Source organism: Enterococcus sp. DIV1314a, from assembly GCF_051713805.1.
Taxonomy (GTDB): Bacteria; Bacillota; Bacilli; order Lactobacillales; family Enterococcaceae; genus Enterococcus_I; species Enterococcus_I aquimarinus.
Window position 1 is genome coordinate 965,060 of the sequence record NZ_JBIOQP010000001.1, and the last position, 22,234, is coordinate 987,293.

Annotated in this window: 21 protein-coding genes and 1 other annotated feature; of the genes, 13 read left to right on the forward strand and 8 right to left on the reverse strand. The window is 38.2% G+C overall.

Features of this window, described 5'->3' with window-relative positions:
* Positions 1-16: 16 nt before the first annotated feature.
* From gyrB to dnaA, 5 genes are all read right to left on the reverse strand, one after another.
* The gene (gene gyrB / locus IGI68_RS04690; protein WP_438730890.1) at positions 17-1,966 is read right to left on the reverse strand and encodes a DNA topoisomerase (ATP-hydrolyzing) subunit B; all 1,950 of its coding nucleotides are present in this window, start codon (positions 1,964-1,966) and stop codon (positions 17-19) included.
* Positions 1,963-3,087 carry a DNA replication/repair protein RecF gene (gene recF / locus IGI68_RS04695; protein ID WP_071874532.1) on the reverse strand — a complete coding sequence of 375 codons (1,125 nt, stop codon included), beginning with the start codon at positions 3,085-3,087 and terminating at the stop codon, positions 1,963-1,965. Before recF ends, gyrB begins: the two co-directional genes overlap by 4 nt.
* Entirely contained in the window at positions 3,074-3,313 is a 240-nt protein-coding gene (gene yaaA, locus IGI68_RS04700; RefSeq protein WP_071874531.1) for a S4 domain-containing protein YaaA, read from the reverse strand. Before yaaA ends, recF begins: the two co-directional genes overlap by 14 nt.
* A gap of 215 nt (positions 3,314-3,528) precedes the next feature.
* Positions 3,529-4,659, reverse strand: coding sequence for a DNA polymerase III subunit beta (dnaN, locus tag IGI68_RS04705; protein WP_071874530.1), 1,131 nt, complete (start codon positions 4,657-4,659; stop codon positions 3,529-3,531).
* Between the two features lie 160 nt (positions 4,660-4,819).
* Positions 4,820-6,157 (reverse strand): chromosomal replication initiator protein DnaA, encoded by a 1,338-nt coding sequence (gene dnaA, locus IGI68_RS04710; protein WP_071874529.1) that lies wholly within the window; start codon positions 6,155-6,157, stop codon positions 4,820-4,822.
* Positions 6,158-6,686: 529 nt separating this feature from the next.
* Here dnaA and rpmH point away from each other — a divergent pair.
* The 4 genes from rpmH to jag all read left to right on the forward strand — a co-directional run bounded on the left by rpmH (position 6,687) and on the right by jag (position 8,897).
* Positions 6,687-6,821 (forward strand): 50S ribosomal protein L34, encoded by a 135-nt coding sequence (gene rpmH, locus IGI68_RS04715; protein ID WP_071874528.1) that lies wholly within the window; start codon positions 6,687-6,689, stop codon positions 6,819-6,821.
* 118 nt (positions 6,822-6,939) lie between these two features.
* Positions 6,940-7,278: a ribonuclease P protein component gene (rnpA, locus tag IGI68_RS04720; RefSeq protein WP_071874527.1), complete on the forward strand. Its 339-nt coding sequence runs from the start codon at positions 6,940-6,942 to the stop codon at positions 7,276-7,278.
* Positions 7,279-7,299: 21 nt separating this feature from the next.
* The gene (locus IGI68_RS04725; RefSeq protein ID WP_438730896.1) at positions 7,300-8,124 is read left to right on the forward strand and encodes a membrane protein insertase YidC; all 825 of its coding nucleotides are present in this window, start codon (positions 7,300-7,302) and stop codon (positions 8,122-8,124) included.
* Positions 8,125-8,165: 41 nt separating this feature from the next.
* Positions 8,166-8,897, forward strand: a complete 732-nt coding sequence (gene jag / locus IGI68_RS04730; RefSeq protein ID WP_071874525.1) for an RNA-binding cell elongation regulator Jag/EloR — start codon at positions 8,166-8,168, stop codon at positions 8,895-8,897.
* Between the two features lie 75 nt (positions 8,898-8,972).
* On the opposite strand, the gene IGI68_RS04735 is transcribed toward jag, so the two are convergent.
* Positions 8,973-9,302, reverse strand: coding sequence for a heavy metal-binding domain-containing protein (locus tag IGI68_RS04735; protein ID WP_071874524.1), 330 nt, complete (start codon positions 9,300-9,302; stop codon positions 8,973-8,975).
* A gap of 219 nt (positions 9,303-9,521) precedes the next feature.
* Between IGI68_RS04735 and mnmE the strand changes: the two genes are divergently transcribed.
* Positions 9,522-10,919, forward strand: a complete 1,398-nt coding sequence (gene mnmE, locus IGI68_RS04740; RefSeq protein ID WP_273230455.1) for a tRNA uridine-5-carboxymethylaminomethyl(34) synthesis GTPase MnmE — start codon at positions 9,522-9,524, stop codon at positions 10,917-10,919.
* An 18-nt stretch (positions 10,920-10,937) separates the two neighbouring features.
* Positions 10,938-12,833: a tRNA uridine-5-carboxymethylaminomethyl(34) synthesis enzyme MnmG gene (mnmG, locus tag IGI68_RS04745; protein WP_438730901.1), complete on the forward strand. Its 1,896-nt coding sequence runs from the start codon at positions 10,938-10,940 to the stop codon at positions 12,831-12,833.
* Between the two features lie 156 nt (positions 12,834-12,989).
* Here the strand turns inward: mnmG and IGI68_RS04750 are convergent, their stop codons facing one another.
* A complete protein-coding gene (locus IGI68_RS04750; RefSeq protein ID WP_438730904.1) occupies positions 12,990-14,264 on the reverse strand; it encodes an O-acetylhomoserine aminocarboxypropyltransferase/cysteine synthase family protein in 1,275 nt (424 codons plus the stop codon).
* Between the two features lie 27 nt (positions 14,265-14,291).
* On the reverse strand, positions 14,292-15,416 hold the full coding sequence (locus tag IGI68_RS04755) for a 5-methyltetrahydropteroyltriglutamate--homocysteine S-methyltransferase (protein WP_438730907.1): 1,125 nt from the start codon (positions 15,414-15,416) through the stop codon (positions 14,292-14,294).
* Between the two features lie 59 nt (positions 15,417-15,475).
* Positions 15,476-15,722, reverse strand: a binding site (T-box leader).
* Between the two features lie 156 nt (positions 15,723-15,878).
* Here IGI68_RS04755 and IGI68_RS04760 point away from each other — a divergent pair.
* The 7 genes from IGI68_RS04760 (at position 15,879) to lacD (ending at position 22,231) form a co-directional block, all read left to right on the forward strand.
* Positions 15,879-16,763 (forward strand): homoserine O-succinyltransferase, encoded by an 885-nt coding sequence (locus tag IGI68_RS04760; protein ID WP_273230465.1) that lies wholly within the window; start codon positions 15,879-15,881, stop codon positions 16,761-16,763.
* Between the two features lie 464 nt (positions 16,764-17,227).
* Positions 17,228-17,707, forward strand: a complete 480-nt coding sequence (locus tag IGI68_RS04765) for a PTS sugar transporter subunit IIB (protein WP_273230467.1) — start codon at positions 17,228-17,230, stop codon at positions 17,705-17,707.
* A 14-nt stretch (positions 17,708-17,721) separates the two neighbouring features.
* Complete coding sequence (locus IGI68_RS04770; protein ID WP_071874517.1) at positions 17,722-18,609, forward strand: PTS mannose/fructose/sorbose/N-acetylgalactosamine transporter subunit IIC; 888 nt, start codon at positions 17,722-17,724, stop codon at positions 18,607-18,609.
* On the forward strand, positions 18,596-19,405 hold the full coding sequence (locus IGI68_RS04775) for a PTS system mannose/fructose/sorbose family transporter subunit IID (RefSeq protein WP_071874516.1): 810 nt from the start codon (positions 18,596-18,598) through the stop codon (positions 19,403-19,405). Before IGI68_RS04770 ends, IGI68_RS04775 begins: the two co-directional genes overlap by 14 nt.
* Before the next feature lie 23 nt (positions 19,406-19,428).
* Positions 19,429-19,836: a PTS sugar transporter subunit IIA gene (locus tag IGI68_RS04780; protein WP_071874515.1), complete on the forward strand. Its 408-nt coding sequence runs from the start codon at positions 19,429-19,431 to the stop codon at positions 19,834-19,836.
* 199 nt (positions 19,837-20,035) lie between these two features.
* Complete coding sequence (locus IGI68_RS04785) at positions 20,036-21,211, forward strand: SIS domain-containing protein (protein WP_438730913.1); 1,176 nt, start codon at positions 20,036-20,038, stop codon at positions 21,209-21,211.
* 27 nt (positions 21,212-21,238) lie between these two features.
* Positions 21,239-22,231 (forward strand): tagatose-bisphosphate aldolase, encoded by a 993-nt coding sequence (gene lacD / locus IGI68_RS04790; protein WP_071874513.1) that lies wholly within the window; start codon positions 21,239-21,241, stop codon positions 22,229-22,231.
* Positions 22,232-22,234 lie beyond the last annotated feature (3 nt).

The following is a 22,234-nucleotide window of genomic DNA, read 5'->3' on the forward strand; positions in this document are numbered from 1 at the left end:
TTTCCTCCTCGATTCATTAAATATCTAAGTTCTTCACGTAATGTGCATTTTCTTCAATAAAAGCACGACGAGGCTCTACTTTGTCTCCCATTAACATTTCAAACACTTGATCCGCTTCAATCGCGTCATCAACTGTTACTTGTAACATTAGTCGTCTTTCAGGATCCATCGTCGTTTCCCATAATTGATGATCATCCATTTCTCCTAGCCCTTTGTAGCGTTGCACACTGATTTTGGGAGAAGCTGGTAGCGCATCGACTACGGCTTGTAAACGTTCTTCTGCATCTTTTCCGGGTTGAATATACGTAATGTTTTTCCCTTGCTTGACACCGTATAGAGGCGGTTGGGCAATATAAACGTAACCGGCTTCGACGACTGGACGCATATAACGGTAGAACAACGTCAGTAATAATGTTCGAATATGCGCACCATCGACGTCCGCATCGGTCATAATGACTAATTTATGATAACGAGCTTTTGCGACATCAAAATCGGAGCCAAAGCCCGTTCCCATTGCTGTAAACAAAGCTCGAATTTCTTCATTGGCTAATATTTTATCCATTGACGCTTTTTCGACGTTTAAAATTTTCCCACGAATCGGTAAAATGGCTTGATATTCTCGGCTGCGACCTTGTTTTGCAGATCCACCGGCCGAATCTCCTTCGACGATGAATAATTCGCTTTTTACTGGATCTTTACTCGAACAATCCGCTAATTTCCCAGGTAAATTACTAATTTCTAACGCGCCTTTACGACGGGTCACTTCCCGCGCTCTTTTCGCAGCTAAACGAGCTTTAGACGCAAGAATTCCTTTTTCGACAATTTGACGACCGACTGTTGGATTTTCCATTAAGAATTTTGAAAAATGTTCAGAAAAAAGACGATCCGTAACAGTTCTAGCTTCAGAATTTCCTAATTTTGTTTTGGTTTGTCCCTCAAATTGAGGATCTGGATGTTTAATCGAAATCACGACTGTTAACCCTTCACGGACATCTTCTCCCGTTAAGTTCTCGTCGTTATCTTTCATTATTTTTTGCTTCCGCGCATAATCATTCACGACACGAGTTAACGCCGTTTTAAAGCCTGACTCATGCGTTCCACCTTCATAAGTATGAATATTATTCGCAAAGCTAAGTAAATTCGTATGGTAACCATCGGTATATTGTAAAGCGACTTCAACAATAATTCCTTGTTGTTCCCCTTCTACAAAAACGGGTTCTGGGAATAAAACTGTTTTGTGGCCGTTTAAATGCTCCACGTAACTTTTAATTCCGCCTTCAAAATAAAATTCTTTTAAAATAGGTTCATCAGGACGGCAATCTTTAATCGAAATATTTAATCCCCGATTCAAAAAGGCTAATTCTCGAATACGAGTCGCTAACTTATCAAAATTGAATTCAGTTGTTTCGGTAAAGATTTCTGAATCCGGTAAGAAGTGAACCTCTGTTCCGTGAAGCGTTGTGTCACCAATGATGGTTAAATCAGAATCTACCGCTCCTCGATTAAATTTTTGATAATGGATTTTTCCGTCTTTGTAGACTTTTACTTCCAGTATTTCAGATAAGGCATTGACAACAGAAGATCCAACCCCGTGGAGTCCTCCGGAAACTTTATAGCCGCCACCACCGAATTTTCCTCCTGCATGAAGAACGGTAAAGACCGTTTCTACCGCGGGACGTCCCGTTTTTTCTTGAATCCCTACAGGAATCCCACGACCATCATCAATCACCGTAATACTATTATCTTTTTCGATTATGACTTCGATTTTAGTCGCAAAACCGGCTAGTGCCTCATCGATTGAGTTATCGACGATTTCCCAAACTAAATGATGTAATCCTTCTGAACTGGTAGAACCAATATACATTCCTGGACGTTTTCTTACTGCTTCTAAACCTTCTAGCACTTGAATCTGACTTGCATCATATTCTTTGGCGCGGTCGGCTAAATTTTTTTCTTCTTCAGTCACTCAGTCTTCTCTCCTTTAATGAAACCTTGTTGAACATAATAAATTTCTGGTTCAAGCGTCATTTTATGTTTTAGATGTTCTAAAGTTGTCGTCGTTAAAAAAGTCTGAACTTTCCCTTCGATTGTTTTTAGTAGATGGAGTTGACGTGAATCGTCTAATTCACTCATCACATCATCTAGTAAAAGAATCGGGTACTCGCCAGTCTCTTCGTAAATCAAATCAATTTCTGCTAACCGAACACTTAAGGCGGTTGTTCTTTGTTGTCCTTGTGAACCAAAAGTTTGGACATTTTTCCCATTAATCAAAAAAAATAAATCATCACGATGAGGACCGACCGTTGTCATTTGACGAAACCGTTCCTTTTCACGATTTTTAGCTAATATCTCTGTAAATTGCTGTTGAATCGCACCTAAATCCATTTGGTCCACCAACGGGATACTCGCAACATACTCCAATTGAAGTTGCTCTTTCCCTTGACTAATTTGGCTGTGTAATTGATTCGCCCAATGTTGTAATCGTTCAACAAAGTGTTTCCTAGCGATAAAAATTTTACTGCCAAATTCCACCAGTTGCTCGGTTAAAATATCTAAATATAATTCGTCAGTCTGTTTCTTTTCTGCTAATTGTTTTAAATAGTGGTTCCGCTGTTTTAAAATTTTTTGATATTGCACCAAATCATATAAGTAAATCGGATTGATTTGGCCAATTTCCATATCTAAAAAACGGCGCCGTAGTTGTGGACTGCCTTTTACTAAAGACAAATCTTCTGGCGCAAATAAAATGACATTCATTTGGCCAATATAACTACTCAACTTCTTTTGCTCAATATGATTAACTTTTGTTTTACGTCCTTTTTTCGTTAATAAAATTTCTAAAGGCAAATTCGCATGTTTTTTTTGAAGCTCGCCTTTGATGTAGGCACTTTCTTGATTCCAACCAATCAATTCTTGTTCCTGAGACGTTCGATGGCTACGCGTCATGGCTAAAACAAAAATACTTTCAAGTAAGTTTGTCTTTCCTTGAGCATTTTCTCCTAAAAAAATAACCAACCCTTTACGAAAGGTTAGATGGACATCTTCGTAATTACGAAAATTCTTCACATGGAGTTCATTCAGTCTCATCGTTTTGACCGTATTGTTTCATAAAAAATATACCCTCTCCAGGTATCTCAACTGTCATGCCTGCATATAATTTTCGACCTCGACGATTCTCAGGCTCTCCATCGACAAAAACAGTATTTTCAGCTAAGTACCATTTTCCTTGCCCACCGCTGCTAATGATATTGGCTTCTTTCAGCATTTGCGTAAGTGTCATATATTCGGTTTTTAAAAAGATATTCATTTTCATTATTAACCCTCAATTCTCTACGGAGTACATGATTCTATTATACTCCTAAAATGGAAATAAAACAAATTTCGCCTGTTAAATATGCTTTTTAGCAACTTTAGATTCTTTTAGAGAAATTCATTAAAAAACGAAAAAACGGCTTAAAATCGATTTTAAGCCGTTTTTTCATTTTCAGTTGCTGTTTCAAAAATTTTCTAGAACCTTGAAAATAACTCTTAATTCGTGCGAACTGGTGTAATTAATTGGACAAATTCGCCTTGACCCTCAGATGGTTCTAAAATAAATGGACGGATCGCTGAAATAAATTGGATTTTAATCGTCGTATCGCCAAATGCTCGTAAAGCAGCCTTCATATAGTCTGGATTGAAAGAAATATCTAATGGTTCTCCTGAAACATGATTATAATTGAGACTTTCTTCTACCTTACCGATTTCCGGAGAATTTCCATATAAAATGACACCATCGCTTGCAATATGGAGGCGAACAATGTTATTGCGACCTTCATGTGACAATAAAGATGCCCGATCAATGGCCGATAAAAATTCTTTGCCTTCAAATTCAATGACTGTATTAAAGTTCGTTGGGATCAAGCGATTCGTGTCAGGATAAGCTCCTTCTAATAATCGGGAATAAAATTTCATTGTTTTCGTTTCAAATAATACTTGGTTATCCATAATACGAATTGTAATGACTTCTTCCTCATCCGTGAGTGAACGTGAAAGTTCGGTTAAACTTTTTCCAGGAATCACAATATCAAAAGCATCGTTCGTATTTTCTAGCGGAATTTTTCGTTGACTTAAACGATGTGAGTCGGTTGCAACAGCTAGTAATGTTTGATTGCTTAAGACAAAATGAACACCTGTTAAAATAGGGCGACTTTCATGTTGCGAAACTGAAAAAACTGTTTCACTAATAAGTTTATTTAAGACGTGTACGGGAATTTGAATTTGGTTTTGCGTATCAATGACTGGTAAATGTGGATAATTATCGGCATCTAAACCATTTACTGTAAAGTTTGCTTTACCAGATGTAATTTCAACTTGATTTTGTTCAATTACTTCTAAGGTAAATTCATCTTCAGGTAAACGACGAATAATTTCACTAAAGAAACGCGCTTGTAAAACGATTGAACCGACTTCTTCAATTTTCATTTGTGCTTGTTCATTTTCAACACTTAAAAAAGATTCAATAGAAATTTCAGCATTACTTCCAGTTAACGTAAGTCCTTGATGACTTAAATCAATTTTAACTCCTGTTAGGATATTAATTGTTGTTTTAGCAGCGATCGCTCGTTGTACGGTTTGTAACTCTTGAATAAACGTTCCTCGATGAATCGTAAGTTTCATGATGGTATCTCCTTTTAGTTATATATTAGTAATAAAAAATTAGTAGTAGTAGTAGGTCAGTGAATATTGTGGATAACATCCGATTAGACTAGGGAGACAAAGTTTTCCACCTGTGCATAAGGTGTGGAAAACTTTGTCTCATTTAGTAGAGTTATTCACATTAGCTAAAAATGATTTCTTTGATTTCTGCAATCTCATTTTGAATCGTGAGGTCTTGTTTCATCAAGCGTTGAATTTTTTCATGCGCATGAATCACCGTTGTATGATCTTTGCCACCAAATTCTGCCCCAATTTTAGGTAAAGAATTATCCGTGAGTTCTCTTGAGAGATACATGGCAATTTGTCTTGGAACAACGATATTTTTAACCCGTTTTTTGCCTTTTAAATCTTTAATTTGAAGATGATAATATTTGGCAACATCTTCTTGAATTTTTAAAATCGAAACTTGACTTAAATGTTGACTTGATTTGAGTGCTTTTAAGGCTTCTGCGGCTAGACTTGTTGTAATATCAACACTTTGAATGGCTGCAAAGGCTTGAACACGCACTAATGCTCCTTCTAATTCACGAATATTTGAATCAATTTGTCCCGCAATGTAACTCAATGTATCATCAGGGATTTCTAGGTTCTCTGCTTCGGCTTTTTTTCTTAAAATAGCGGTTCTTGTTTCTAAATCAGGTGGCGTGATGTCAACCGATAAGCCCCAGGCAAAACGTGAAACGAGTCGTTGAGGAAGTGTAGGGATTTCATTAGGTAAACGATCACTCGTTAAGACAATTTGCTTGTTGTTACGATAAAGTTCTTCAAACGTATTAAAGAATTCTTCTTGAGTTCCTTCTTTGTTGACCAAGAATTGAATATCATCGACTAATAATAAATCGACGGTACGGTATTCATTACGGAATTCTTCCATGCGATTTTTTTGAATCGAAGTAATAAAATCATTGGTAAAATTCTCACTACTGACATATTTAATTTTAGCATGAGGACGTTTTAACAGCATTTGATGACCAATCGCGTGCATCAAATGCGTTTTTCCTAATCCTACTCCGCCATAGAAAAATAGTGGATTATAAATGGACCCCGGATCTTCTGCGACGACTAGCGCTGCAGCATGGGCCATTTGGTTCCCTTTTCCAATAACAAAAGTATCAAAGGTGTACTTATTATTCAACAAGGCTTTACTATGATTGCTTTCTTCGATGACTTCAGGTTGTTTTTCTTTCTGCCCTTTCATAAGGGATTCCGCTTCATCTGGTGTGACGAAAATGGGAAGAATTTCTTCCCCACTCATCATATAGAAGGTTTCTAAGATTTTGCTTGCTAGATTTTTTTCCCAGTAATTTTTTTGAATCATGGTTGGTACTTCAATAATGAGTTGTTTATTTTGAAAGGATAGAGGTTTTGCAGGTTCAATCCAAGTATTATAGCTAACTGGATTCATCTCTTTGCGATAACTATCCTGCAATTCTCTCCAGATTGTTTCAAGAGATGGCATATTTTGTCCTCCTGTACGAATTAGATAAAGATAGATAGTACTAATTTAGCATGAATGACAAAAGTTTTCCACAGAAACAAGAAAATAAAAATAAATTTCTCATAGTATCCACAGTGTGCAAAAAAACCAAAGAAAGTTATACACACGCAAGATAACTACTTTTCCACAAAGCAATATTTTTGTGCATAACTACCGATTGTAAAAAGTTGTTAACAGGCGTAACGGGAAAAATGAAGCTGGTATAACAAGTTTTTTGGATAGTTATGCACAAATAAAAACAGGGATGTGCATAACTTATTTAGGCTTGTGGAGATGTTGATAACTACCAAAGAAGTCCAGGATAACTAGTAGACTATTTTTGTGTCACGCACAGGCTGATGAACGCCTATCCCAGCGTATGTGGATAACTGAAGAAGGGCATTCTATCAATAGAATCCATTTTTTTATTGACAAAAGGTTACTCCGTTCGTTATAATATCAAGGTATGTCGAAAAGTATCGATAGCAATTCCTTTTTGGAGGTGAAAAGTATGAAAAGAACATATCAACCAAGTAAACGTAAACATTCAAAAGTTCACGGTTTCCGTAAACGTATGAGTACTAAAAACGGCCGTCGTGTGATCGCTAGCCGTCGTCGTAAAGGCAGAAAGGTTCTTTCTGCATAAGCCACTGCAAAACAGTGGTTTTTTTTATACACTTTTTTAAGGAAAAGGTCCTACCTTTTCCTTAATTATGGTATGATTGACAAGTGAGTATCAAAGTAGAAGGAAATGATGAAAAGGCATGAGAAAGTCATACCGAGTAAAGAAAGAAAAAGAATTCCAAAAGGTTTTTACGACGGGAAAATCATCAGCAAATCGTAATTTTATCGTCTATGTGCTGCCAAAAGAAAATCAACCTCATTTTCGAATTGGGATTTCTGTTGGAAAGAAAGTCGGCAATGCGGTAAAACGTAATGATGTGAAAAGAAAAATTCGGGCGAGTATTTTTGAGTTGCGGGAAGAGATTCAACCGGACCTCGATTTTATTGTGATTGCTAGGCCATCTGTTTCGACATTAACCTCTCAAGAAGTATACTCGAATTTAAAACATGTATTAAAGCTTGCAAAAGTCATGAAATAGCTTAAGGAAGGAATTATTCGTGTGAAGAAAAAAAAGCAACTATTATTGATGACAACAATGCTCGTTTTTATTGTGGTGTTATCTGCTTGTGGAACAAGTGAAATTTCGGCTTCGAGTACTGGCGTATGGGAAAAAATTGTTTACCTGTTTGCTCAAGCGGTCAAAGGACTTTCGATTGGCGGGAGTCGCGGAATCGGAATTATTTTATTTACGCTTATCATCCGTATCATTTTATTACCATTAATGCATTTCCAAACAAAAAGTATGCGTAAGACGCAAGAGCTACAACCAAAAATTAAACAATTACAGCAACAATATGCGTCTAAAGATGTTGAAACGCAACAAAAATTCCGTGAAGAACAACAAAAATTGTACGCGGAATATGGCGTAAATCCTTATGCAGGTTGTTTACCATTACTCGTTCAAATGCCAATTTTAATGGCCATTTATCAAGCGATTTCTCGGGTACCTGAATTGCGTGAAGGAAGCTTTTTATGGTTAAAAATATTAGGGGAGCCAGATCCTTATTTTATTTTACCGGTTTTAGCAGCTATTTTAACGTTTGCTAGTACTTATTTATCAAGTATGAGTCAAGTAGAATCAAATGCGAGTTTGAAAGTAATGAATTATGTTATGCCTGTCATGATTTTCGTGATGGCGGTTAATTTACCAAGTGCGTTATCTTTATATTGGGTTGTCTCCAATGCTTTCCAAGTCGTTCAAACGCTCTTAATTAATAATCCTTTTAAGATTATGAAAGAGCGAGAAGAAATGGCTAGAAAAGAAAGAGAACGTGTGAGAGCTTTAGAAAGAGCACAAAATCCAAAGAAAAAAAGAAAAAAGTAAGATAGTCAAAATAGTCATTGAGGTAGAGGGGAGTTAAAGAGATGCCAGTTTATGAAGGAACGACCATTGAAGCTGCAATTCAACATGGTTTAAAGCTTTTAGGAGTAACGAAAGAGCAAGTTACGATCAAAATCTTAGATCAAGGTAAAAAAGGATTTTTAGGAATTGGGAAAAAAGAAGCTCAAGTTTCTTTAGAATTAAAGGAAGTCGAGCAACAAACAACAGAAATATCCCAAACAATCGTCGAAGAAGAAAAGCCAGCAAACGAAGTCTCGCCTGTCACAAGAACTCAAACACTTGAATCCTTAGACAATGAGGAAGCCTTAAAACAATTAGCGATTTATTTAGCGGAAATAACGAAACAAATGGATGCCCCCGCAACGGTGACCATGAGCCATGAAGATCATTTAATTGTTTTTCAATTAGATACGGAAAAACAAGGCTTATTGATCGGAAAACATGGAAAAATGTTAAATGCGATTCAATATCTAGCACAAGTCTTTATTCACCGGGTAGCAAAAAACAAGTTATCGATTGTGGTGAATGTCGGGAATTATCGCGAGAAACGTCAAGCTATCTTACAACGTTTAGCAGAACGTACAGCAGAAAAAGTGGATCGTACTGGTCGTCCAATTTTTCTAGAACCAATGCCTGCTTTTGAGCGCAAACAAATCCATGCGGCATTAAGTAAGAAAGATTACGTTAAAACACATTCGGAAGGTGAAGAACCTTATCGTTATTTAGTCGTTGAACCAGCTAAAAAATACTATTAAAATAAGAAACAATAAAAAGGCAGCAAATACCTCACGTATCTGCTGCCTTTTTTGTTTGGAAGAATTGTCGACGACTTAGCCTCCGATGGTCGCGGGTTTAAATTGAACGATAGTACCATAGGCAAAAATTTGCAGTGATGCCGCTTCTCTGGTTCCTACTTGTTCATAGGAAAAATGACAATTAATAATCGCATCGGCACCGTATTCATGTGCTTTTTCTTTTAGTTTGATGATAATGTCGTGGAAAAGAGTATCCGTGTCAGTGTCACTTGCAAATAAATGGATTTTTTTTTCATCCGTCGCAAAAACAAGATCGCGGACGAGATAAGAACGATTGACGTTTCCAGTAGATAATAAAATATGATCGAGTGGATTTTGATCCGTAGATGAATAACGTTGTTTCATGAAGATCCCTTCTTTCTCTATTACTCCCTTCATTCTACTGTTTTTTTATCATTTTCGCAAAAAATAAAAAAGAAGGCTTACTTGTAAAGATAAAAAAAATATGCTAATCTATGACAAGAATTCAATCAGACTAGCAGTCAAAGTGCAACGTCTACTTCTTAATTCGTTAAGGGGTGGAGTGGGCACTTTTTTTGTGCAAAAAATGAGGAGGAGTTTTCATTGGCAAAGTTTACCCAAGAATTTGATACGATTGCAGCGATTTCTACGCCACCTGGTGAGGGAGCCATCAGTATTGTTCGTTTAAGTGGCGATGAGGCGATACAGATTGCGGATCGTATTTATCGTCAAGGACAAAAACGGCTGCAAGAAGCGCCGACACACACGATTCACTATGGTCACTTAGTCGATCCTGTAAATGAACAATTAATCGATGAAGTCATGGTTTCAGTGATGCGTGAACCTAAGACGTTTACGAGAGAAGATGTCGTCGAAATTAACTGTCACGGTGGGATTGTTGTTGTAAACCAAATCTTACAACTCCTTTTGCGACAAGGTGCTCGTTTAGCAGAGCCGGGTGAGTTTACGAAGCGCGCCTTTTTAAATGGCCGGATGGATTTATCTCAAGCAGAAGCGGTGATGGATCTGATTCGTGCGAAAACCGACCGTGCGATGCATTTAGCCTTAAATCAATTAGATGGACGATTATCGACGTTAATTCGTGCCTTACGTCAAGAAATTTTAGCGACCTTAGCCCAAGTGGAAGTCAATATTGACTATCCGGAATACGATGACGTTGAAGAGATGACAACGCAATTGTTAATCGAGAAAACACAGCAGGTTCGCCAGCAAATTGAGACGTTATTAAGGAGTGCACAACAAGGAAAAATATTGCGTGAAGGACTAAGTACGGCAATTATTGGTCGACCAAACGTTGGGAAATCAAGTTTATTAAATTATCTATTACAAGAAGAAAAAGCGATTGTGACTGATATCGCGGGAACGACACGCGATGTCATCGAAGAATATGTCAATGTTCGCGGTGTACCGCTTAAATTAATTGATACTGCAGGAATTCGTGAGACCGAAGATGCCGTTGAAAAAATTGGGGTACAGCGGAGTCGAAAAGCGTTATCGGAAGCGGATTTGATTTTATTAGTTTTAAATCAAAGTGAAGAACTAACGATAGAAGATAAACAAATTATCGAAGCGAGTGCGACCAGTAAACGGATTATTTTATTGAATAAAACGGACTTGCCAGCAAAATTAGATCGAAAAGACCTCGAATCTCTCGTAGGAGAGACTCCTATTTATTCAATTTCTGTTTTAGAAAGTGAAGGACTAGACGCCTTAGAAAACGCCATTGCAATGCTATTTTTTGCTGGAGAAACGGGTGAAAAAGACGCCTCTTATCTATCGAACACTCGCCACATTGCTTTACTAGAAAAGGCAGTTCAAGCTTTAGATGAAGTGATGACTGGGATTGAAGCAGGGATGCCGGTCGATCTTGTACAAATGGATATGACGCGTTGTTGGGATTATTTAGGAGAAGTCGTCGGCGATAGTGTACAAGATGAACTCATTACACAATTATTCAGTCAATTTTGCTTAGGGAAATAAGGAAGGAAGAACCAATTCATGAATTTTTATCAAGGAGAAACATATGATGTTATTGTTGTAGGCGCTGGACATGCAGGTTCTGAAGCCGCACTGGCAGCAAGTCGTATGGGCTTAAAAACGATGCTCATCACATTAAGTTTAGAAATGGTCGCGTTTATGCCTTGCAATCCTTCGCTTGGAGGACCAGCTAAAGGCGTTGTTGTCCGTGAAATTGATGCTTTAGGCGGTGAGATGGGAAAAAACATCGATAAAACCTATATTCAAATGCGGATGCTTAATACGGGTAAAGGTCCGGCCGTTCGTGCGCTACGTGCACAAGCCGATAAGCATGCCTACGCTACTCAAATGAAAGCAACGATTGAAAAAGAAGACAATTTAACGCTTCGTCAAGGAATTGTGGATCGCCTGATTGTGGAAGATGGGATTTGTCGTGGCGTCATTACTTCTACTGGTGGCATGTATCGTTCAAAAGCAGTGATTATTACTGCAGGAACAGCTTTGCGTGGCGAAATTATTATTGGCGAATTAAAATATTCATCTGGGCCGAATAATTCCCAACCATCGATTGCGTTAGCCGATCATTTAAAAGAACTTGGGTTAGAAATTGAACGCTTTAAGACAGGTACGCCTCCAAGAATAAAAGCGAGCTCAATTGATTATTCCGTAACGGAAATTCAACCGGGAGATGAAGAAGCGAATCACTTTAGTTTTAGTACCCCAGATAGTGCGTACTTACAAAATCAAATTCCATGCTGGTTGACGTATACAAATCCTTCAACACACCAAATTATTCAAGATAATTTACATCGCGCACCGATGTTTACTGGCTTAGTTGAAGGTGTGGGTGCACGTTATTGTCCGTCAATTGAAGATAAAATTGTTCGTTTTGCCGATAAAGACCGTCACCAGATCTTTTTAGAACCTGAAGGCCGTCAAACGGAAGAAGTCTATGTACAAGGACTGTCTTCTTCTCTACCAGAAGATGTCCAAATGGATGTCTTACATTCGATTGCGGGCTTAGAGAACGCACAAATGATGCGCACAGGCTATGCGATTGAGTATGACGTTGTCGTCCCTCATCAATTACGCCCTACATTAGAAACGAAGGTTATTGAAAATCTATATACAGCTGGACAAACAAATGGAACAAGTGGTTATGAAGAGGCGGCGAGCCAAGGATTAATGGCGGGGATTAACGCGGCCTTAAAAATCCAAGGAAAAGAACCACTCGTGTTAAAACGTAGCGATGGTTATATCGGCGTGATGATTGATGATCTCGTGACAAAAGGTACGACCGAGCCGTATCGCTTATTAACCTCTCGTGCGGAATACCGTTTGATTTTGCGTCATGACAATGCTGACTTACGTTTAACGGAACTGGGCTACGAGATTGGTCTTGTGAAAGAAGAACAATATGATGCTTATCGCAAGAAAAAAACAGCGGTTGAAAAAGAAATGCAACGATTGAAAAAAATTCGCATGAAACCGACGAAAGAATTCCAGGCGTTCCTAGCAACGATTGATTCTGCAGCCTTAAAAGATGGTATTTTAGCGAGTGAAATTTTGCGCCGACCTGAAATTCGTTACAATGATTTACTAGCCTTTATTCCAGCAGGAGAAACATTAACGAATCGCGAAATTGAGCAACTTGAGATCCAAATTAAGTACGAAGGCTACATCAAAAAAGCGATGGAAAAAGTGGATAAATTGAAACGAATGGAAGCCAAACGAATTCCAGAACGGATTGATTATGCAGCGATTAATGGTTTAGCAACCGAAGCACGTCAAAAACTACAAAAAATCCAACCAGAAACGATTGCACAAGCGAGTCGTATTAGTGGCGTGAATCCCGCAGATTTGAGTATTTTAATGGTCTATATCGAAAATGGAAAAATTGCAAAAATAGCGGAGTAATGATTCGTTAATGTTATTTTTTGGAGATACTCTTTCGAATAAAATAATTATTTAAATAGCGATTGTTTTTTATTTTTTGTACGAAAATCGAATAAGCCACTATTCAACCCATGATGTTGGGAATTGAATAGTGGCTTGTTTCACGTGGAACAACTTTTAGATTTTATCTAATGCTTGAGTCAAATCAGCAATAATGTCATCGATATGTTCTAGTCCAATCGATAAACGAATGGTTTCTGGTTTAATTCCTGCAGCGAGTAACTCCTCTTCAGAGAGTTGAGAATGCGTCGTGGAGGCAGGGTGGATAATTAATGATTTAGCATCACCAACGTTGGCTAATAAAGAGAATAATTCAATATGATCAATGAAGGCTTTACTTGCTTCACCACCGGCTTTTAAGCCAAAGGTGAAAATAGCACTTGAACCTTTCGGGAAATATTTTTGAGCCAACTCGTAGTAAGGATTACTTTTCAGTCCTGGATAATTGACCCAAGCCACTTTTGGATGATTTTCCAAAAACTCTGCTGCTTTTTGGGCATTTTCAACATGTCTTTCTAATCGAAGCGAGAGCGTTTCTAACCCTAATAATAGTAACCATGAGTTAAAGGGTGAGGCGCAAGCACCAGTATCGCGTAAAAGGACTGTCCGCACACGGGTAATATAAGCAGCAGCACCGACATCTTTGACCCATGAAATCCCATGATAACTTGCGTCTGGTTCCACAAGACGTGGGAATTTACCATTATCCCAGTTAAACGTTCCGGCATCAATAATCGCGCCACCCATTGCTACGCCGTGGCCGCCGATATATTTGGTCGTGGAATAGACAACGATATCTGCCCCGTATTCAAAAGGTCTAAATAAATAAGCTGTCGCAAACGTATTATCAACAATTAAAGGAATACCCGCTTCATGCGCAATTTGAGCAATGGCTTCAATGTCTGCAATGGTAATATCCGGATTTCCTAAAGACTCGAGGAAAATGGCTTTCGTCTGCTCGGTAATCGCCTCTTTAACAGTCGTTGGTTCATCTGCATCAACAAAAGTAGTCGTAATGCCAAATTCTGGTAGGGTATGCGCAAATAAGTTATACGAACCACCGTAAATGCTTTTAGCAGAGACAATATTGTCGCCGGCGGAAGCAATATTTAAAATCGCATACGTAATGGCTGCCGAACCAGAAGCGGTAGCGACTGCCCCAACTCCACCTTCAAGTAAAGCCAGGCGCTCTTCTAAAACAGCAGTCGTGGGATTCGTAATTCGAGTATAAATATTCCCAGCATCACTTAAATTAAACCGATTGGCTGCTTGTTCTGCACTGTCAAAAACGAAAGATGTCGTTTGATAAAGAGGGACACTTCGGCTTCCTGTTTCCTGATCAATTGTTTGGCCACCGTGTAATTGAATTGTTTCGAAATGTTGTTTTGTCATATTGTTTTCCTCCTCAGATAAAAGTTTTTATTTTGATGTCTGACCCCAGACAGTTTCCGTAATGTCGTTGATTAACTGAATTTTTTGCCATTGGGCTTCCTCTGTTAAAATATTGCCTTCTTCGGTAGAGGCAAAGCCACATTGTGGACTAAGATAAATTTGTTCTAATGGAACGTACTGACTGGCTTCGTGAATCCGTGAAATGATGCTTTCTTTTTCTTCTAACTCCCCAGATTTACTTGTCACTAAACCTAAAACAACTTTCTTGCCTTCAGGTAAAAATCGTAACGGTTCAAAATCACCGGCACGTTCGTCATCGAATTCTAAAAAGAACGCATCGACATGTTCATTTGCTAAAAGTGTGTTTCCAACGGGTTCATAACCACCAGCCATCGCCCATGTGGAGTGATAATTTCCCCGACAGACGTGAGTGGTCACAATCAAATCTTCAGGTAAATCTGCGATGGCTCCATTGTTTAGGCGTAAGTAGACTTGTTGTAATGCATCTAAAGCTGATTGATCGAGGTTTAAAATCTCAGCATAAGACGTATCAACAAAAAATCCCCATGTACAATCATCTAATTTAAGATGTCGACAACCAAGTGCATAAAGCTGTAAGATGGTTTCTCGATAAGCTTGAATAATATCTTCGTACAACGCTTCATGATCGGCATAATAACGATCGATTTTAGCGGCATTATCTTCTCTCACAAGTTCGGCGTATAGTTGTGCAGGTGCAGGGATACTTTGTCGTATATGCTTGGCGTCGACTAGTTGCGTGAGGAATGTAAATTCTTCAAAAACAGGATGATTGGGATTGTAACGAATTTGATCGACTAACCACGCAGAGTCTGGTCTTGTTTCTTCCCCGTGAAAAAGATATCCTTGCTCCTTAACTGTATGCTCAACACCATTCAATCCCCAGAAAAAATCTAAATGCCAGTAACTACGACGAAATTCACCATCACTCACATATGTCAATCCAACGTCTTTTTGTTTCGCGACAAGTTCCGTAATGGTTTGATCTTCAATCTTTTTTAAGTCAGAAAGAGAAATCTCGCCTTTTTGGTAGGCATCCCTCGCCACTTTCAATGCTTCTGGGCGTAAAAAGCTCCCGACAATTTCACTACGACTGACAATATTTTGACACATCCGTCATTCCTCCTTTAATTTAAAAAACAAAAAAATCCTTAGAAAAGACAACTGTCTCTTCTAAGGATGTATGAATACATGGTACCACCTTAATTCGTAAAAGTTTCCACTTTTACCTCGATCAATACGGCTCAAATAAGCGATATTGCTGTTTTTTTAACGGGAACCTCCGTGTACTTCTAAAAAAAATTCGAAGTACCCACTCAAAAGCCATTTTCAAATGAGGAATGTTTCGCTTCTTCTCAGCTACCGAAGCTTTCTGTTAGAAAATTCTTATCATTTTACTTTCTTTCTCATAGTGTTTTAATATTTGTAAGACCAATCATACCGCAAAAAAATCATTTGTCAATTAAAAAAGGTAAAAAAGTTTTTTAAATCAATCGATTGACAATTCTGTTTAAATATTATAACTTGATTAGAAATTCACGAAAAAAATGATTTTTTAATGAAGGAGGAACGATGATGTCGCTAGAAAATGGAGAAATTCATGTAAAAAAATGCTTGTTGAAGGAGAAAGTCATTCAAATCAACCCTTCAAGTCATCCATCCACTCAGCCTATAAAAATTGGAATTGTTAATTTAATGCCGCAAAAAGAAGTCACGGAAGAACAATTATTTGGATTATTAGAAAAAAGTCAACAATCAATCGCCGTTTACTTAATAAAAATGGGGTCTTACGAGAGTACAACGACCAAAAAAGAACATTTAGAAACCCATTATTATACAATACAAGATCTTAAAGATCAGTCTTTTGATGGCTTTATCATTACCGGAGCACCAATCGAGACCATTCCTTTTGAAGAAGTGGATTATTGGTCTGAGCTAACCGAAATAATCGAGTGGAGTCAAACGCAAAGTCATTCAACGCTTTATATCTGCTGGGGAGCCATGGCAGGCTTGTATTATTCTTATGGTGTCGATAAATACCTGTTGAAAGAGAAGCTTTCAGGTGTCTTTAAGCAAGAAGTGAATCAAGCACATCCTCTCGTTCAAGGATTCCCGACAACGTTTTGTTATCCGCAATCACGCTATACGCAAGTCAATCAAGAGCAACTTGCCCAATGTCCTTTAACAGCGGTCGCTTCAAGTCAGGAACTAGGTCCGACCATTCTAGCTTCTGAAAACTTGAGAGCGATTTACATCTTAGGTCATTTGGAATATGCTAAAGAGACGTTAAAAAACGAGTATATCCGTGATTTATTGAAAGGATTAAATCCGAATGTGCCTGAAAATTATTTTAAAAATAACGATCCAAATGAGAACATTACCCCTTGTTGGCACGCGGAGTCAGTGTTATTTTATCAAAATTGGTTAGCACAACTAGTGAAGAATAAAAGAAAAATATAATACCAGTAGTTAACTTTGAAGACACCCGTTCATGATTCCTTCATCAAGAGAGAGAAATCTATTTTATTAGAGTTTAAAAATATAAAAAGTGAAACGAATGCTTATTAATAGTAAATGTTTCTCTTTTTTTTTGGTTAAAAATAAGAATGTATGCGTTTTATATTCTTTTGCTTTTTAAAGAAAAGCTATTGACAAATTACTAGGATAATTTATACTTATGTTGTGGTTACTACCAGATAGAAAGGTTTAATGGTCTCAATTTTAAAATAAAAAGGACAAGCAGACTAATCATTTTTTATCGCTTTTATTTTTATTTCTTCAATTGAGTATCAAAAATTATTTTATCTTTAGCAAACGGCATTCTTTTTTTGAATCAAAATGAAACCGTTATCTTTTCTTAAAGGTAAGTAACAGATTAAATTGGTTGCTATCGAGATAGCAAATCAGTCAGGAGGAAGAAGATTATGGCAATTATTGGTGTACGGATTGATGGTCGATTGATTCACGGACAAGTGGCAAATTTATGGACGAACAAATTGAATATTACTCGTATCATGGTGGTGGATGATGAAGTCGCTCAAAACGCAATTGAAAAAAGTGGATTAAAACTAGCGACACCTGCGGGAGTAAAATTGAGTATTTTACCGATTGAAAAAGCTGCACAAAATATTTTAGCAGGGAAATATGATTCACAACGTTTGCTCATTGTTGCTCGTCGTCCAGATCGCTTATTAAAATTAATCGAACATGGTGTGAAGTTGGAAGAGATTAACGTGGGAAATATGTCTCAAACTCCTGAAACACGCTCGATTACGAAATCGATTAATGTTGTAGACGAGGATGTAGAGGCATTTAAAAAATTAGATGAGAAAGGAGTACGCTTGGTTTCACAAATGGTACCAAATGATCGGGTTGAGCAATTTATGAGTCTGTTAAACAAATAAGGAGGGAAAATTACATGGCGATTCAATGGTGGCAGATATTATTATTATCATTATATGCAGGGTATCAAATTCTCGATGAATTACAGTTTTATTCTTCAATCAGTTCTCCCGTTTTTGCAGGTTTCTTTGCAGGGCTTGTGATGGGCGATTTAAAAACAGGATTATTAATTGGGGGTGCCATGCAACTAACCATTTTAGGGGTTGGGACGTTTGGAGGGTCATCACGGATTGATGCCAACTCTGGAACGGTTTTAGCAACAGCATTTTCTGTGTCACTCGGTTGGGATCCTGAACAAGCGATTGCGACAATTGCGGTTCCAGTAGCAGCATTAATGATTCAAATGGATATTTTAGGACGCTTTACGAATACGTATTTTGCGCACCGGATTGATGCTCACGTTGAAAACTTTAACTATAAAGGGATTGAACGAAATTATTTAGCAGGTGCGATTCCATGGTCTCTTTCTCGGATGTTGCCAGTATTTTTAGCATTAGCTTTTGGTGGCGAATTAGTTGAAAGTGTCGTGGCGATTTTAAACGGTGATTTAAAATGGTTAGGAGACGGGTTGTCTGTGGCAGGAGCAGTGTTACCTGCTGTCGGGTTTGCAATTTTATTACGTTATTTACCAGTAAAAAAACACTTCCCTTATCTCGCATTAGGCTTTGTTATCACGGCCTTATTAACGACCGTATTTGGTAATATTCAGTTCTTAGGTGGAAGTGTGGCAACGGTTGTCGAAGAATTTTCAGGTATCTTTAACGGATTGCCAATGTTAGGAATTGCAATTATTGGTTTTGCATTAGCTGCAATTAGTTACAAAAATAATATCGGTGGACCAGTAGCACCACAAGGAGCTTCACAAGCATCTGTTGAGGGGGAAATCGAAGATGACGAAATCTAATTATAAATTAACAAAAGAGGATTTTAAACAAATTAACCTTAGAAATATCCTGACATTCCAATTAGGATGGAACTATGAGCGGATGCAAGGATCTGGTTACTTATACCATATTTTACCGCAGCTTCGTAAGATGTACGGTGACGGGACAGAAGAATTAAAGACAGCAATGAAAGCGCACTCGCAATTCTTCAATACCTCGAACTTTTTGAATACGATTGTAACAGGTATTGACTTAGCGATTGAGGAAAAAGAAGGTATTGATGGCATTGATACGGTTTCAGGGATTAAAGCTGGTTTAATGGGACCTTTTGCGGCAATTGGGGATTCCATTTTTGGGGCATTAATTCCAACTATTTTCGGAGCACTAGCAGCAAATATGGCGATTCAAGGGAATCCTGTCGGCATTTTCATCTGGATTGCGGCTCAATTAGCAGTGATTGTATTCCGTTGGAAGCAATTGGAATTTGCTTACAAAGAAGGTGTGAGTTTGGTAACCACGATGCAACATCGCTTAACTGCTTTAACTGATGCGGCAACGTTAATGGGAGTATTCATGGTAGGAGCCCTTGTGGCAACGATGATTAATGTGAAAATTGCTTGGGCACCAAGTTTAGGGGATGTAACATTAAACATCCAAAATAACTTAGATATGATTTTACCGCGTTTATTCCCAGCAGCAATCGTTGGCTGTGTGTACTGGTTACTAGGTAGAAAAAATATGACAGCAACACGTGCGATTTTCATCGTATTATTTGTTTGTATTGCTTTATCGGCATTAGGTGTGATTTCGAAATAAATAATAGTAGGAGCGTAATATAAATGAGCCAATTAGTTTTAATCAGTCATGGGACGTTTAGTGAACATTTAAAACAGAGTACTGAAATGATTATGGGACCACAAAGTAATATCCATTCAGTCTGTTTATTACCTGCAGAAGGGCCCAAAGAATTTCAAGAAAAATTGGAATCCGTGCTTCATAACCTGGATGATTTTACCATTTTTTGTGATTTAGCAGGAGGAACGCCATGCAATGTGGCAACCCAATTGTTAATGACAGGGTGGTCATTTGAATTATATTCAGGAATGAATATGCCAATGATCATCAGTTATATTAATGGTGAGATGATTGGCTCAAAAGGCGACATTGTCGAAGAATCAAAGGCAGGGATTTCACTTATAAATGATCGCTTAGCTGCGATGACGGATGATGAAGACGAAGACGAATAGTAACAAAGAGACAACCACTTGCTGAGCGTTCTTTCTTAGCAGGTGGTTTCTTTCATAATATTTTTATGAATAAATAAAAATAAGAGAGAACCGCGATAATAAACCTTTTTAAAGTTGACTATCATTTTTTAATATAGTAAACTCATATTGTGGTAGTAACCAGTTAATTTTTAAAAAGGATGACGATGGAGGGATAAAAATGTATCAATTAACGAAAGAAGAACTAGCGAGGTTGGGCGCTGAAATTACGACTCGCGAGATTCATCAACAGCCCAAATTATGGCAAGAAACGTTAGAAAATTATGAAAAGGCCTACGAACGAGTAACGTCATTTTTAGCGAGCGTGAAAAAAAATACAACGAGTCGTGTGCGAGTTATTTTTACCGGTGCAGGCACTTCTCAGTATGTGGGTGATATTTTAGTACCTTATTTGAATGAATACGGCGATCACGAGAACTTTTTATTTCAAAGTGCTGGAACGACCGATATTGTTGCCGCACCGTTACAATATCTCAATCCCGATGATACGACGATTCTAGTTTCATTTGCACGTAGTGGGAATAGCCCAGAAAGTGTCGCAGCGGTCAAACTAGCCAATCAACTCATTAAAAATAGTTATCATATTACGATTACTTGTGCGAAAGAAGGTGCATTGGCAAAAGCTGCTCTTGGAGATGAACGCAACTTATTATTACTGATGCCAGAAGACTCCAATGACAAAGGGTTTGCCATGACGGGGAGCTTTTCATGTATGACATTAACCGCACTACTCGTCTTTGATTCCCGTTATTCATTACTCGAAAAAAGTAAACATGTACAAAATATGCTGACGCTAGGTCAAGAAGTCTTGCAGCGCGAAGCTGAGATTAAATCATTTGTCGATCGTGAATTTGATCGGATTGTGTATCTAGGATCTGGGAGCTTAGCAGGACTTGCGCGCGAAGCTCAATTAAAAGTATTAGAGTTGACCGCAGGAAAAATCACGACCGTGTTTGACTCTTCGCTCGGATTTCGTCATGGCCCCAAATCGTTTGTGAATGAGAAAACCTTAATTTTTGTTTTTATGAGTAATCAACCCTACACGCGTCAATATGACTGCGACATCTTAGAAGAAGTGAGTGGCGATCAGATTGCTGCTGGAGTAATCGGTATCGGTCAACCAGGAACAATCGACTTTTCAGGGGAATGTTTTGAAGTTGTAACAGGGACTGACTTGTTACCCGATGGCTATCTTGCTTTAGTAGATGTTCTGTTTGCCCAAACGATTTCGCTATTGTCATCCGTAAAAGTTGGCAATACACCAGATACGCCTTCACCGACTGGAACGGTGAATCGAGTCGTTAAAGGTGTTACGATTCATCCATATGAACAATAAAAAAACAAATGAGATAGGAGAGACAAGATGTTATATTTAACGCAAGGAAAAAAAGCAGCAATGGACCGACTATCCACAAAAGACGGACGTATTGGCGCCCTCGCAATCGATCAACGAGGTGCGATGAAGAAAATGATTCAAGCTTTTGGGGAAGAAGCGACAGGGGAGCAAATCGAGGCATTTAAGACGCTTGTCTCAGAAGAACTAACGCCTTATGCATCATCGATTTTGTTAGACCCTGAATATGGTTTACCAGCTACCCGTGCACGTCATGAAGAAGCAGGGTTGTTGTTAGCCTATGAAAAAACAGGTTATGATGCTACGACTCCTGGAAGACTCCCTGATTTACTAGAAGATTGGTCTGTTATTCGTTTGAAAGAACAAGGAGCAGATGCGATAAAGTTCTTACTTTATTATGATGTCGATGAAGATCCGGCGATTAACCATAAAAAACATGTGTTTATTGAGCGTCTAGGAAGTGAATGTTTAGCAGAAGACTTACCCTTTTATTTGGAACTGTTATCTTATGATGCGACCATTTCCGACAATCAATCCGTCGCATTTGCTCGAGTGAAAGGACACAAAGTCAATGCGATGATGCGTGAATTTTCGAAACCACAATATAAAGTTGATGTCTTAAAAGTGGAAGTTCCAGTGAATATGAATTACGTCGAAGGCTTCGCTGAGGGTGAGGTTGTTTATACCCGTGAAGAAGCACTGCGCTTATTTAAAGAACAAAGCGATGCTACGAACTTACCATTCATTTTCTTGAGTGCGGGCGTTTCGGCAGCGTTATTCCAAGAGACACTAAGATTTGCGAAAGAAGCCGGTTCGACTTTTAATGGAGTATTATGCGGTCGTGCAACGTGGAAAAATGGCGTAGAGCCGTTCATTAAAGAAGGAGAAGCAGCAACTCGAGAATGGTTACAAACACAAGGACGAGAGAATATTGAGTCTTTAAATCGCGTCGTCGCACAAACGGCGAGTTCGTGGCATGATAAAGTGAAAATATGTGATTAGTGA